Annotated in this window: 11 protein-coding genes and 3 pseudogenes; 2 read left to right on the forward strand and 12 right to left on the reverse strand. The window is 69.8% G+C overall.

The annotated features are described in order from the left end of the window. Positions 1–32 precede the first annotated feature (32 nt). Positions 33–913, reverse strand: a pseudogene (gene dapF, locus AB3K78_RS07965) (diaminopimelate epimerase). Positions 914–980: 67 nt separating this feature from the next. On the opposite strand from dapF, the gene AB3K78_RS07970 reads away from it, so the two are divergent. After that, entirely contained in the window at positions 981–1,484 is a 504-nt protein-coding gene (locus tag AB3K78_RS07970; RefSeq protein ID WP_416447203.1) for a nucleoside deaminase, read from the forward strand. A 35-nt stretch (positions 1,485–1,519) separates the two neighbouring features. Here the strand turns inward: AB3K78_RS07970 and AB3K78_RS07975 are convergent, their stop codons facing one another. Then, the gene (locus AB3K78_RS07975; protein WP_416447204.1) at positions 1,520–1,951 is read right to left on the reverse strand and encodes a GNAT family acetyltransferase; all 432 of its coding nucleotides are present in this window, start codon (positions 1,949–1,951) and stop codon (positions 1,520–1,522) included. Between the two features lie 100 nt (positions 1,952–2,051). Between AB3K78_RS07975 and AB3K78_RS07980 the strand changes: the two genes are divergently transcribed. Then, positions 2,052–2,351, forward strand: a complete 300-nt coding sequence (locus AB3K78_RS07980) for a hypothetical protein (RefSeq protein ID WP_416447205.1) — start codon at positions 2,052–2,054, stop codon at positions 2,349–2,351. On the opposite strand, the pseudogene miaA reads toward AB3K78_RS07980, so the two are convergent. The 10 genes and pseudogenes from miaA to AB3K78_RS08030 form a co-directional block, all read right to left on the reverse strand. After that, positions 2,332–3,128 (reverse strand): annotated as a pseudogene (gene miaA, locus AB3K78_RS07985) (tRNA (adenosine(37)-N6)-dimethylallyltransferase MiaA). The gene AB3K78_RS07980 and the pseudogene miaA sit on opposite strands and share 20 nt — an antisense overlap. Positions 3,129–3,268: 140 nt before the next feature. Further along, positions 3,269–4,806 (reverse strand): annotated as a pseudogene (gene miaB / locus AB3K78_RS07990) (tRNA (N6-isopentenyl adenosine(37)-C2)-methylthiotransferase MiaB). A gap of 86 nt (positions 4,807–4,892) precedes the next feature. Next, positions 4,893–5,384 (reverse strand): regulatory protein RecX, encoded by a 492-nt coding sequence (locus AB3K78_RS07995; RefSeq protein WP_416447206.1) that lies wholly within the window; start codon positions 5,382–5,384, stop codon positions 4,893–4,895. A gap of 367 nt (positions 5,385–5,751) precedes the next feature. Next, the gene (gene recA, locus AB3K78_RS08000; protein ID WP_416447207.1) at positions 5,752–6,813 is read right to left on the reverse strand and encodes a recombinase RecA; all 1,062 of its coding nucleotides are present in this window, start codon (positions 6,811–6,813) and stop codon (positions 5,752–5,754) included. Between the two features lie 254 nt (positions 6,814–7,067). Then, positions 7,068–7,289, reverse strand: a complete 222-nt coding sequence (locus AB3K78_RS08005; RefSeq protein WP_416447208.1) for a DUF3046 domain-containing protein — start codon at positions 7,287–7,289, stop codon at positions 7,068–7,070. Between the two features lie 70 nt (positions 7,290–7,359). Next, on the reverse strand, positions 7,360–7,683 hold the full coding sequence (locus AB3K78_RS08010; protein WP_046455857.1) for a helix-turn-helix domain-containing protein: 324 nt from the start codon (positions 7,681–7,683) through the stop codon (positions 7,360–7,362). Between the two features lie 174 nt (positions 7,684–7,857). Next, positions 7,858–8,376 (reverse strand): CinA family protein, encoded by a 519-nt coding sequence (locus AB3K78_RS08015; protein ID WP_416447209.1) that lies wholly within the window; start codon positions 8,374–8,376, stop codon positions 7,858–7,860. Beyond that, positions 8,373–8,975: a CDP-diacylglycerol--glycerol-3-phosphate 3-phosphatidyltransferase gene (pgsA, locus tag AB3K78_RS08020; RefSeq protein WP_416447210.1), complete on the reverse strand. Its 603-nt coding sequence runs from the start codon at positions 8,973–8,975 to the stop codon at positions 8,373–8,375. The genes AB3K78_RS08015 and pgsA overlap by 4 nt, the downstream gene beginning before the upstream one ends. A 37-nt stretch (positions 8,976–9,012) precedes the next feature. Next, positions 9,013–10,368: a hypothetical protein gene (locus AB3K78_RS08025; protein ID WP_416447211.1), complete on the reverse strand. Its 1,356-nt coding sequence runs from the start codon at positions 10,366–10,368 to the stop codon at positions 9,013–9,015. A 144-nt stretch (positions 10,369–10,512) separates the two neighbouring features. After that, a complete protein-coding gene (locus tag AB3K78_RS08030) occupies positions 10,513–13,326 on the reverse strand; it encodes a DNA translocase FtsK (RefSeq protein ID WP_416447212.1) in 2,814 nt (937 codons plus the stop codon). Between the last annotated feature and the right edge of the window lie 14 nt (positions 13,327–13,340).

The raw sequence follows: 13,340 nt of genomic DNA on the forward strand, positions 1-13,340 counted from the left end.
TTTTCGAAGGGACGCGCGGCGCGCGCCCCACGTCACAGCCGGTCGAGGTCGATCTCACCGCGGTAGACGAGCTCCGCCGGACCGCTGAGGGAGACGTGCTCGCCCTCTTCCGTCGGGAACATGCGCACGCCGAGCCGGCCGCCGGGCACTTCGATGCTCCAGTGGTTCGGCATCCCGTCGCCGCCCCAGTGCCGGAACGCGAGCGCGGCGGCCGCGGTTCCCGTCCCGCAGGACAGCGTTTCGCCGACGCCGCGCTCGTGCACGCGCATCCGGATGTGCGCGACCCCGTTCTTGAGCAGCGGATCCTCCGGCACGACGAATTCGACGTTGGCTCCCGACTCGGGCACCGGATCGAGCGCGGGCGCCTTCGCGAGGTCGAGCCCGTCGAGTTCCCCGCCGTTCGCCAGGGCGACCACGACGTGCGGGTTGCCGAGGTCGATGCCGAGGCCGGGGCGCGCGACGTCGAGCCCATTCGCCGCGACGAGCCTTTCGGGGGCCAGCCGCCAGCGTCCGAGATCCACCGTGTAGCCCGAGACCCCGGTGAGCACGTCCTTCACACCCGCGCGCGTGCCGATCGGCAGGGTATCGCGTCGTTCGGGAGCGACCAGCCCCTCGGCGATGAGGTAGTGGGCGTAGACGCGGATCCCGTTGCCGCACATCTCCGCGGGCGTCCCGTCGGCGTTCCAGTAGTCCATGAACCACTCCGCTTCGGGCTCCTCCGCCAGAGCCGCGGCGCCCTCGGGGAGCGCGCGGGAGCGCACGGCGCGGATCACTCCGTCGGCGCCGATGCCGAAACGCCGGTCGCAGATCGCCGCGATCTGCTCAGGAGCGAGGTCGGTCTCCCCTCGGGGTCGGTGAAGAGCACGAAGTCGTTGCCCGTGCCGTGGCCCTTGGTGAACGCGAGGGTCGTCATGGTCCCAGTCTAGGGCTGGCGTCTGCGCGCCGACTCGATCGCCCGAGTCGGATGCTAGCGTGACGGCATGATCGACTCCGGCCCGGGCGCTCTGACGTCCGAAGATCTTGCGCGCCTGCGGCGCTGCGTCGACCTCGCGCGCGAGGCGCTCGAGGACGGGGACGAACCATTCGGCTCCTTGCTCGTCGATCCCACCGGCATGGTGCGCTTCGAAGATCGGAATCGGGTGAGGCACGGTGACGCCACCCGGCACCCCGAGTTCGCGATCGCCCGGTGGGCTGCCGCGCACCTCACGCCCGAGGAACGGGCCTCGAGCGTGACCTACACGTCGGGCGAGCACTGCGCCATGTGCTCGGCCGCGCACGCCTGGGTCGGCCTCGGCCGGATCGTGTACGCGACGAGCACCGAGCAGTACGCCGCTTGGACGACCGAGTGGGGGATCTTTCCGGCACCCGTCGCTCCGCTGCCGATCCGAGCGGTGGCCCCGGGGGTGCCAGTCGCCGGCCCGGCCCCCGAACTCGCCGACGACGTGCGCGCGCTGCACGCCCGGCGGTTCGGGATCGAACTCTGACGGGCCCGCAGGGCTCCGGCTGGTGGCCCTCGGGCTCAGGAGTCCGCGATCAGCCTGCGGCTCCGCACCAGCACGTCGTCGGTTCCGTAGCCGAGCGCGTCGTAGAGGCCGACCACGCCGGCGTTCTCGCCGCGCACCATGAGCTGCACCTTGGGGCAGCCCATGGCTTCGAGGCGCCGCTCCGCCTCCGCCACGAGCGCGCGGGCGATCCCGCGTCCACGATGCGCCGGATCCGTCGCGAGATAGTAGAGCCATCCGCGATGCCCGTCGTAGCCCGCCATGACCGAGCCGACGACGCGCTCCGATCCGTGCTGCACGCCGACGAGGAACAGTTCCGGCTGCACCGCGGCCTTCCGTGCGATGTCTGCGCGCGGATCGTTCCAGGGCCGGGTCAGTTCGCAGGCCTCCCAGAGCGCGACGACGGCTTCGGTGTCGGAGGCGGCGAAGGCTCGTATGCGGGCGTTCATGCGGGAACGATAGCAGCGCATCCGCGGGAGAGGACGCGCCGGGCCGGATCGGCTAGGATCGTTCCCTCCCCTGGCGGAGGAGAAAGGCGGTCCGTGGCCCATGGATCAGCGGCAACCCGCGGTGATCGTCGATGTCGACGGGACGCTGTGCGACGTCTCCGGCATCCGCCACTATGTGGCGGCCGATCCTCGGAACCGGAACTTCGATCTCTTCCACCGCGCTTCGGCGCTGTGCCCGGCGATACCCGGGACCCTCGCCTGGGTCGAGCGCGAACACGCGCTCGGACGCGCCGTCCTCGTCGTCATCGCGCTCTGGCGCCGCGAGGGGATCCCGGTCACCGTCGTCCCCGGGTGGGCTCATCCGGCGGAAGGTGCCGAGTTCAGTCCGCGAGCCCCGTGATCCGCCCGACCTCCGGCGCATCGATCCACTCGATGCCCGGGTACCGCTTGAACCAGCTGACCTGGCGCCGCGCGTAGCGTCGGGTCAGCGCCTGGGTCTCGGCGACCGCCTCCGTCTCGCTCATGCGTCCCGCGAGCTGCGCCAGCGCTTGTGCATACCCGATCGCGCGGCTGGCGGTCTTGCCCTGTTCGATCCCCAGCGGAACCAGCGCACGCACCTCGTCGAGCAGGCCGTCGGCCCACATCCGCTCCACCCGACGGTCGAGACGGTCGACGAGCTCGGCGCGTTCACAGTGGACCCCGATGATCCGAGTGCCGGCGCTCCCTCGGGATGCCACCGCGCCGGTGCCTCCGGAAGCACCACCTGCGCATCGCCGCCGAGACGCGCGACCTCGAGGGCGCGCACGACCCGTCTGGGGTTCCGCCGGTCGACGGCTTCGGCCACCGCGGGGGCGAGGTTCCGCAGCTCTTGGAGCAGCGGCTCGACCCCGTCCCGGTCGAGCCGGGCTTCGAGCTCGACGCGGAGCGTTTCGTCCCTGGGCGGGAAGCGGAAGTCGAAGATCGCGCTCGACACGTAGAGCCCGGAACCGCCGACGAGAATCGCATGGTTCCCTCGCGCGAGCACCGCTTCGATCGCGCTTCGCGCCGTCGGCTGATACCAGGCGACGGTGGCCTCGTCTCGGGGTTCGACCGCGTCGAACAGGTGGTGCGGGATCCCCCGACGTTCCGCCTCGGGCAGCTTCGCGGTGCCGATGTCCATGCCTCGGTAGAGCTGCATGGCGTCGGCGTTCACGATCTCGGCGGCCGTGCCGTCGGCGCGCAGGCGTTCGGCGAGCGCGAGCGACAGCGCGGTCTTGCCGGTGCCGGTGGCCCCGACGACGGCCCAGATGCCCGGGAGCACCGACGCGCCCGAGCCGATCACGCGGTCCGGATGGTCGGAATGCCCAGACCGACCTGACGCGCACCCCCGGCGGATGCCGGAGCGGGCACCCCGCAGCTCTCGGCCTGGCGTCGGTCCCAGGCGTCACCCGCGCGAGTGCGGCGCACGGCGTAGGCGGAGGTGTCGTCGGCGATGAGGAAGTGGGGAGCAGCCGCGGTCACTCCGACGGTGACGACGTCGCCCGGACGGGGCTCTTCGGCGCCTTCGGGCAGGGCGAAGTGCACGAGGCGGTTGTCTTCGCCGCGCCCGGAGAGCCGCCGCGTCGCCGAGTCCTTCTTGCCCTCGCCGACGGAGACCAGGACGTCGATGCGTCGTCCGACCTGCGCCCGGTTCTCTTCGAGGGAGAGGCGTTCCTGGAGCGCGACGAGGCGCTCATACCGCTCTTGCACGACCGCCTTGGGGATCTGGTCCTCCATGGTCGCCGCGGGCGTGCCGGGGCGGATCGAGTACTGGAAGGTGAAGGCGCTGGAGAACCGTGAAGCTTCGACGACGCGCAGCGTCTCGGCGAAGTCCTCCTCGGTCTCGCCGGGGAAGCCGACGATGATGTCGGTGGTGATCGCCGCGTCGGGGATCTGCTCGCGGACCCGGTCGAGGATCCCGAGGAACTTGGCGCTGCGGTAGGAGCGGCGCATGGCCTTGAGCACGCGGTCGCTGCCGGACTGGAGCGGCATGTGCAGCGACGGCATCACGTTCGGCGTCTCGGCCATCGCGGCGATGACGTCGTCGGTGAATGCGGCGGGATGCGGGCTCGTGAAGCGGACCCGTTCGAGCCCGTCGATCTCGCCCATGGCGCGGAGCAGCTTGCCGAACGCCTGCCGGTCGCCGAATTCGACGCCGTAGGTGTTGACGTTCTGCCCCAGCAGCGTGACCTCGATCGCCCCGTCGTCGACGAGCGCCTGCACCTCGGCGAGGATGTCGCCGGGCCGCCGGTCCTTCTCTTTCCGCGCAGCGTGGGCACGATGCAGAAGGTGCAGGTGTTGTTGCACCCGACGGAGATGGACACCCAGCCGCTCGACGCGGAGTCGCGCTTGGTCGGCAGCGTGGAGGGGAACGTCTCGAGCGCCTCGAGGATCTCGACCTGCGCCTCGTCGTTGTGGCGTGCGCGTTCGAGGAGGGCGGGCAGGGATCCCATGTTGTGGGTGCCGAACACGACGTCGACCCAGGGCGCCTTCTCGACGATGGCGTGCTGGTCCTTCTGCGCGAGACAGCCGCCCACGGCGATCTGCATGCCGCCGTCACGTTCGCGCTTGACCCCGGCCAGGGCGCCGAGCGTCCCATAGAGCTTCTTGTCGGCGTTCTCGCGCACCGCGCAGGTGTTGATGACGATCACGTCGGCGTCCTCGCCGTCGCTGCGCACGTACCCCGCGGACTCGAGCGAACCGGAGAGGCGTTCCGAGTCGTGCACGTTCATCTGGCACCCGAAGGTGCGCACTGCGTAGCTGCGCGGCGTCCCGTCGGCACGAACTGCGGCGGGCGACGGTGCGATCTCAGTGGGTTCGGAGACGACGGTTGACATGATCCGATTCTACCGAGACCGTCGCGCTCACCAGGACCGGCCCACAGGCGGAAACATCGCGGGAGGAGGGGACGTCGTGCTCCCGGCTACTCGAATCGCACGCTCGATCCCCGACCGCCGGATGGCCGGGAGCCTGCGGAGCGGGCACCGGTTCCGTCGAGCGCGTCGCGGACGGCCCGGACCGCGGGCTCACCGGACCACCCGCGCCGGGCGAGGAATCCGAGCAGTCTTCGTTCGGCGGTCTGCCGGTCGACACCGCCGAGTCGCTGAGCGCGTTCGAGCGCGGTGCGACGCAGCAGCGCGAACTCCTCATCGTCATCGAGCTCGCCCAGCGCGGTCTCGATCGCCTCGTCTTCGAACTTCCGCTCGCGGAGCTTCTGCCGAATCTGAGCGCGACTCGCCCGCTTGCCCTCACGCAGCTTCTCCGTGACGACCCGTGCCAGGCCCAGATCGTCGAGGTAGAGGCTCCGCACGAACTCGTCGATCACGTCGTCGACCTCGTGCGGGTCGTGTCCGAGGGCGACCAGCTCTGCGCGCAGCTCACCGCTGGACCGGGCTCGGCGAGCGAGGAGGCGCACCGCGTCTTCGTTCGCCGTGCGGGTCGGGCCGTCGGGCTCTCCGGACCCGTCGGACGCCTCGATGTCCGTCGCTTCGGAGTCGTCGGCACGACCGGCTCCACCGCGCCGCTGCGAGTGAGCGGGGTTCCCCCGAAGACTGCCTCGACGACATTGCTCCGACGACTCGGAGCGCCGGCAGCCGCTTCTCGCGACGACCCGACATCGGCGGGTTCAGCCTCGGCCTCGCTCGCTTCGCCCGACCTATCGGCCGGGGAAGCGCCGCCGAGGCGCGAGCGGAACTCGATCACCTCGGCGAGGTCGCCCCGGTCGGCGGTGGTGGCCGCCGACCGGTCCTCGGGAGGCGGCAGAAAGCGGACCGCCATGGTTCTTAGGCTCCGATGCGCACGTCGCCCGCGGCCTCGCCGCCGTCGACGGCGGCTGCGTCAGCCTCGGTGCGGCCATTGACGCCGAGCTTCACCAGGATCTTCTCTTCGATCTCGGCAGCGACGTCCGCGTGCTCGATCAAGAAACGACGGGCGTTCTCCATGCCCTGGCCCAGCTGGTCGCCGTCGTACGTGTACCAGGAGCCGCTCTTCTTGACGAGGCCGTGCTCGACACCGAAGTCGATGAGCGAGCCCTCGCGAGAGATACCGACACCGTAGAGAATGTCGAACTCGGCCTGCTTGAAGGGCGGTGCCATCTTGTTCTTGACGACCTTGACGCGGGTACGGTTGCCCACGGCGTCCTGACCGTCCTTCAGCGTCTGGATACGGCGGATGTCGAGACGAACCGAGGCGTAGAACTTGAGCGCCTTGCCGCCCGAGGTCGTTTCGGGGCTGCCGAAGAAGACGCCGACCTTCTCGCGGAGCTGGTTGATGAAGATCGCGGTGGTCTTGGTCTGGTTGAGACCGCCCGTCATCTTGCGGAGCGCCTGGGACATGAGCCTGGCCTGCAGGCCCACGTGGCTGTCGCCCATCTCGCCTTCGATCTCGGCCTTCGGCACGAGCGCCGCGACCGAGTCGATGACGATCAGGTCGACCGAGCCGGAGCGGATCAGCATGTCGGCGATCTCGAGCGCCTGCTCGCCGGTGTCGGGCTGCGAGACGAGCAGCGAGTCGATGTCGACGCCGAGCTTCTGCGCGTACTCGGGGTCGAGCGCGTGCTCCGCGTCGATGAACGCCGCGATACCGCCGGCACGCTGCGCGTTCGCGATGGCGTGCAGTGTGAGCGTGGTCTTTCCCGAGGACTCGGGACCGTAGATCTCGATGATGCGGCCGCGCGGAAGACCGCCGATGCCGAGGGCGACGTCCAGTGCGATCGAGCCGGTCGGGATCACTTCGACCGGAGCGCGCTCCTGGCTTCCCATGCGCATGATCGCGCCCTTGCCGAACTGCCGATCGATCTGCGCGAGTGCCGCGTCGAGGGCCTTTTCGCGATCGTTTGCTGCCATGGTGTGCTCCTTCTGCTCGGGCGGAAACCGCCTGCTCTGCCGCCTATCGGCTGTCGTGCGAAGCAACCGGCGGCTGCTCCTCGACAAGGCGTGATGGCTTCGTGTTCAGACACTAGAAGCAGCCACCGACATTCACGCCTGAGACCACAGCTCCCGGAGCCAGAAAGGCACCGAATCCATCTGGGGACGACGATAGCAACATTCGAACACACATTCGATAGCGCGGCGGCGTGTCGCAGGCCGCATCCACGGGTTCAGCCCTGCGGATCGCGGAGACCCCTGCCGTAGCGGCGGGCGGGCGGCACGTCGAGGTCCTCGCAGACCGCGGCCCACACCTCGCGCGCCGGCACCCCTCGCGCGAGCGCCGAGTCCGCCGTGCCGTCGAGGGCGACGAGCCAGTGATCGCGCATGAGCACCCCCGCGTAGGCGTCGCCGAACTCCTCGCGCATCGCACGCTGGAACTCGCTCAGTCGCATCGCTCCCCCTCGGGACGGATGAGGGCGTCCGGCCGCGAACGGCCGGACGCCCTCGAAAGATCGGATCGGACTAGCGAGCCATCAGCTCGGACGCATAGCCCGAGACCAGGTCGGCGGGCACCGTGTCCGGTACGCGCGACGCGAGAGGGACACTGAGCCCCTCGACCACCGCGAGGCGATCGCTCACCTCGCCGTAGATGACCGAGAGCGGCGTATCGAGCGCGTCGGCGACCGCCGCGAGAATCTCGCTCGAGGCTTCCTTCTGCCCGCGCTCCACCTCGCTGAGATAGCCCAGCGCAACGCTCGCCTCGCCGGCGACCTGTCGCAGGGTCCGGCCCTTCTGCAGGCGGAAGTCTCGCAGCACGTCACCGATCTCTTGACGAACCAGCACCATGGCGTCCTCCTTCTTGCGTCCGCGATCCGAAGATCACGTCTCCACACTACCCGCCCGGAATCGACTTCCCCGAGTGGGTGACGCTTCAAGTCTGCCGAGCGTCACTGTGAACAACCGGCGCGACTCCCCGACTATTCCTGAACATCACCTGAATATGAGCCGAGTCGGCTCAAGTCAGGCGGACGGAGTCCGCTCCGAGCCGGGATCTCGCCTCAGCAGCTCTCCGAGTGCTTCGACACCGGCGCGAACCGCAGCCTCCCGGATCGCGTGGCGATCCCCGTGCAGGCGCAATCGCACCGCGCGCTCCCCGGCCGCGGAGCTCAGTCCCAGCCACACGGTGCCGGCCGGCTGCCCCGTCTGCGGATCCGGGTCGGGTCCCGCGACTCCGGTGGTCGCGATGCCGATCTCGGCCTCGCGACCGTCGACCGCGCAGGCCTCCCGCACTCCCCGCGCCATCTGCTTCGCGACCTCGGGATCCACGGGACCGCGTTGTGCGAGCAACTCCGGATCGACCGCGAGCAGGGCCGCCTTCAGCGGCGTGGCATAGGCCACCACACCGCCGAGCACCACGGTCGACGCTCCCGGGACGGCGACCAACGCGGAGCACAGCCACCCGCCGGTGAGCGATTCGGCGACGGCGATCCGCTGGCCGGACCGCCGGGCCGCCGCGATCACCGCTTCGGCGTCGGTCATCGCCCCGTGCCTCCGCCGGCTCCGCGACGCAGACGCGCGAAGTTGACGACGTAGTCGATGCCGCTCGCGACGGTCAGCAGCACGGCGATCGTCATCGCGATGGCGTTCACCACGTGCATCCACGATCCGAGGAGTTCGGGGAACGGGAAGATCGCGAGCGGGATCGCGACAGACTGGGCGATCGTCTTGAGCTTGCCCATCCACGCTGCGGCCACCACGACCTCGCGCGCTTCGAACAGGCGGTGAGCGGTGATCCCGACCTCGCGGATCAGCACGAGCGCGGTGATCCACCAGGGAAGCTCGCCGAGAATCGACAGGCACACGAAGGCACCGCCGGTGAGGAACTTGTCGGCGATCGGGTCCAGCAGCTTACCGAGGTCGGTGACGAGCCCACGGGAGCGGGCGAGATAGCCGTCCCAGGCGTCCGTCGCGATCGCGAGCACGAAGAACGCTCCGGCAGCCCACCGCCAGGGCCCCATCTCGCCGTCATCGGCGAGGAGCATCCAGATGAAGAACGGGGTCGCGAGGATCCGCGCCCCCGTGATCACGTTGGGCGCATTCCAGTTCGAAATGTGCTCGGGGGTGCTGATACCGCTCATTCTGGGGCTCCGCTCGCCGTACGACCTGTCGGAGGTCTCAGTAGTAGGTGATGGTCAGCTTGCCGTCCTCGAACACCGGGCGGAAGATCAGCCTCGAGAAGTCGGCCTCGAGCGCTTCGGAGCCTTCTCCGCCTCCGGACTGCTTGCCGGTGTAGGTGACGGTCGCCGCCCCCTTCTCCTTGAGCTCGAACGAGTACTGCTGGAGCTCGACCTTCGGGTAGGACTTCACCGACACTCCGATCTTCTGCACGTCGTAGACCTTCGAGGGGTAGCCGGAGATGCCGCACTCCCTGACGGAGGACAGGTCGGTCACCGACTTGATGCACTCGTCGATGTGGGCTTTCAACTGCGCATCGATCTCGTCGGCCATCGCCTGCGAGGGGACGAGCTTCGGGGTGTCCGTCGCAGACAGCACGTCGCTTCCGATCTCGAAGACGAAGGGCTCGCTGAACTCGAAGTACTTGTTGGGGGCCTGGGCCGTGTAGACGCCGGGGTAGGCTTCCAGCCGGAGGTCGTTCGTGATCAGCCCGTCGTAGCCGGGCAGGCGGTAGGCGTCGGCACCGCTGCTCCCGTAGACCCGCGGCAGCGGAGCGGTCAGCCCGCGCGAGACGTACCAGCCCTTGTCGTCCTTGCGCAGCTCGAAGGTGCCGCGCGCGGTCGAGCCATCGACCTTGTAGGTGGCCGACGCGATCGCCTGGTCATCGCGCTGGCTGATGGCGGTGAGTTCGTAGTCGGTCGCGCGCTCCGCCTTGGCGTAGGCGTCGGACGCCAGGACGGCGAGACGCTTGTCCCCGTCGACTCGGGCGATCTTGTTCGCCTCGGCGACCTTGCCGCTCGACAGCGAAGCGAGGTAGTCGCTCGCCGTGCCCTTCGGACCCCCGGAGGAGATGACGACCACGAGCACGACCACCACGGCGATGATCGCGAGGATCGCCGCGCTCCCGCCGATGATCAGCCAGAGCGCCCACTTCGGCAGGCCGCGCTTCGCCGGAGGTGCGCCCGCCGCCGAGTACGGCGCGCCGGGCTGCGGAGCCCACTGCTGCGCCGGCTCGCCGGTCGGGGCCGCAGGCGCGTGCATCTCGGGTACGGGCACGGGCGGCGCGGGCATCTGGACCTGCGGTGCGTGCGTCTGCGGTGCCGCCGGAGGCACGGGCGGACCCCACTGCTGCGCGGCTTCGGCTGCGGGAGGGGCGGGCGCAGACTCCGGGGCCGTGCCCGGCGCAGCCCACTGGTGGATCGGATCCGGCTCGCCCGGCGCGGGTGGGGCCGACTGCTCGGGCGCAGCCGGAGCGGGTGCCTGAGCACCCGGCTGCTCCGCGCGCGGACTCGGCGAGCCCGTCTGCGATTCGGGGGCGCCGCCGCCGGGCTGCTCGGGCTGGTTTGTGTCGCTCACGGTGCTTCTCGCTCTCGGGTGGGATCGTCGTTTCGACGCTAGCAGGACGCAGGTGCTTTCGGGCACCGCGCGAGGATCTCTTGCGACAGGACGATGCCCCGAGCAGCGCTCGGGGCATCGCCTTCGTTCGCGCGGAGGAAGTGTTCAGTCGCGGCCCGTCAGGCTCCAGGCGTCCTCGTCTTCCTCGGCTTCGACCTCTTCGAGACCGGCCTGATGGCGACCGATCGGATCGTCGTAGGGGTCGGGTTCGACCGCCTGCGGCATCGACGCGGGGGCGGCCGGAGCGGCCTGGACCGCACCCGCGGGAGGTGCGTCCCCGCGGAGCCGCGCGAGCACCTCGGGCAGCTGTTCGGGCGAGACGAGCACGTCGCGGGCCTTCGAGCCTTCGGAGGGGCCCACGATGTCTCGGGACTCCATGAGGTCCATGAGCCGGCCGGCCTTCGCGAAGCCCACGCGGAGCTTGCGCTGCAGCATCGAGGTGGATCCGAACTGCGACGAGACCACGAGTTCGACGGCCGCGAGCAGGACCTCGAGATCGTCGCCGATGTCCTCGTCGATCTCCTTCTTCTCGACCGCCTGAGCCACGTCGGCCCGGTACTCGGGCTGCGCCTGCGCTTTGACGTGGGCGACCACCTTGGCGATCTCGGACTCGTTGACCCAGGCGCCCTGCACGCGCATCGGCGTGGATTCGCCGTTGAGCAGCAGCAAGCCGTCACCCTGGCCGATCAGCCGTTCGGCGCCGACCTCGTCGAGGATGACGCGGGAGTCCGTGCCCGAGGCCACGGCGAAGGCGTACCGGCTGGGCACGTTCGACTTGATGACGCCCGTGACCACGTTGACCGAGGGGCGCTGGGTCGCGAGCACCAGGTGGATGCCCGCCGCACGAGCGAGCTGGGTAATGCGCTGGATCGAGTCCTCGACATCGCGCGGAGCGATGAGCATGAGGTCCGCGAGCTCGTCGACCACGACCAGCAGGTACGGGTAGGGCTTGAGCACGCGCTGGCTGCCCTCGGGCAGCACGATGGAACCGGATCGGACGGCCTCGTTGAAGTCGTCGATGTGGCGGAAACCGAAGCTCGCCAGGTCGTCATAGCGCATGTCCATCTCTTTCACGACCCACTGCAGCGCCTCGGCCGCCTTCTTGGGGTTCGTGATGATGGGGGTGATGAGGTGCGGAACGCCCTGGTAGACCGTGAGCTCCACGCGCTTGGGGTCGACGAGCACCATGCGTACCTCGGCCGGCGTCGCGCGCATGAGGACGCTCGTGATCATCGAGTTGATGAAGCTCGATTTGCCCGAGCCGGTCGCACCGGCGACGAGCAGGTGGGGCATCTTGGCGAGGTTGGCAACGACGAAGCCGCCCTTCACGTCCTTGCCCACGCCGATGGTCATCGGGTGGGTGCTGCGCTGGGCCTTCGCCGAACGCAGTACGTCGCCGAGAGCCACGTTCTCGCGATCCTTGTTGGGGATCTCGATGCCGATCGCGCTCTTGCCCGGGATCGGCGAGAGGATGCGGACCTCGTTGGAGGCCACCGCGTAGGACAGGTTCTTGGAGAGAGCCGTCACCTTCTCGACCTTGACGCCGGGGCCGAGCTCGACCTCGTACTGCGTCACCGTCGGGCCGCGCGAGAATCCGGAGACGCGGGCGTCGACCTTGAATTCTTCGAACACCCGGGCGATCGCAGCCATGATCTGGTCGTTGGCCTCGGTGTGCGTGCGAGGAGCGTCGCCCGCGCTCAGCGTGCCCTGGTCGGGCAGCAGGTAGCTGGGTGCGGCCGTCGGCACGTGCGGAGGCGCGACGGCGAACGGCGTCGTGGGCGCGGGCCCCGGCTCCGGGGCGTCGTCCGGCTGCCAGTCGGCGACGAAATCGGTCGGCGAGTCGTCGCCGAGTCCGGAGGCCGCGGCGGCTCCCGACGCGGCGACCGCCGCCTCGGCCTGGTCGAGTTCGTCGAACAGGCCGGTCGGGAATCCGTCGTTCGGGTTCGTCGCGGGAATCTCGGTCGTCTCGCCGCCCGCGAAGGCCGTGTCGAAGGCGTGCGTGCGGTCGTCGCTGCTCGGGGTGCCGTCGAGCACCTCGTCGATGGCCTTCGCGTCGCCCGCGTAGTCCGGGTCCTCTTCGCGACCCGACGAGTTGCGCCGCCACCAGGGCAGCTCGCCTCCCGCCGGGATCTCCTCTTCGATGTCGAAGAGCGTGTCGTCGTCGCGCGCCTTGCTCTTGCGGGAGCGCTTGGGAGCGGCATCGACCGCGGTGTCCGCGGCGGGCTCCTTCTCGGGTGCGCCGAAGAGGTAGCGGTAGGCCTCCCCCATGCGGGCACCGATGCGGGCCGGCGGGGTCTTCGTGATGATGAGCAGCGAGAGCGCAGCGAGCAGGGACAGCACGGGCACCGCGACCCACAGCGTGAGGTAGGACAACGGAGCCCCGAGCATCCAGCCGAGGAGACCGCCGGCGCTCGCGAGCGCGACCATGCCGTTCTTCGGCTGCGGCTGGCCGCCGAGCACGTGGCAGAGCGCGGCGATGCTGAGCACCGCGAGGCTGATGCCGATGGCGATGCGGCGATTGTCGTGCACGCTCGACGGCTTGTTGAACAGCCAGAAGGCGAAGCCGATCATGACGATGGGCAGCCCGAAGGCGACCCGGCCGAACAAAAGCCCGAACGTCCACGCATCGAGCTGGACGGCGACGGGATTGCCGATGAGGAACCACTCGACCACGGCGCCGGCGATCGCGAGGAGCACGAGCAGCAGCGGAATGCCGTCGCGCCGGTCCTCCGGAGCGATGGGCTCGATGCGGAAGGCCCTTGCGGCGCCTCCGACGACGTGCCCGAGGCCGCGCCAGGCGCGCACGACGACACCCTCGGTCTCGACGGGTTCCAGCACCGTGGTCTTCGCGGTTGCGCGCGAGCGGGATCCTGTGCTGGAGGACCCCGCCTTTCCGCGCGTCGAAGTCTTGCTGGCCATGTTTCGAGGGTACG

The sequence above is a fragment of the Leucobacter sp. HNU genome (assembly GCF_047946755.1).
Lineage (GTDB): Bacteria > Actinomycetota > Actinomycetes > Actinomycetales > Microbacteriaceae > Leucobacter.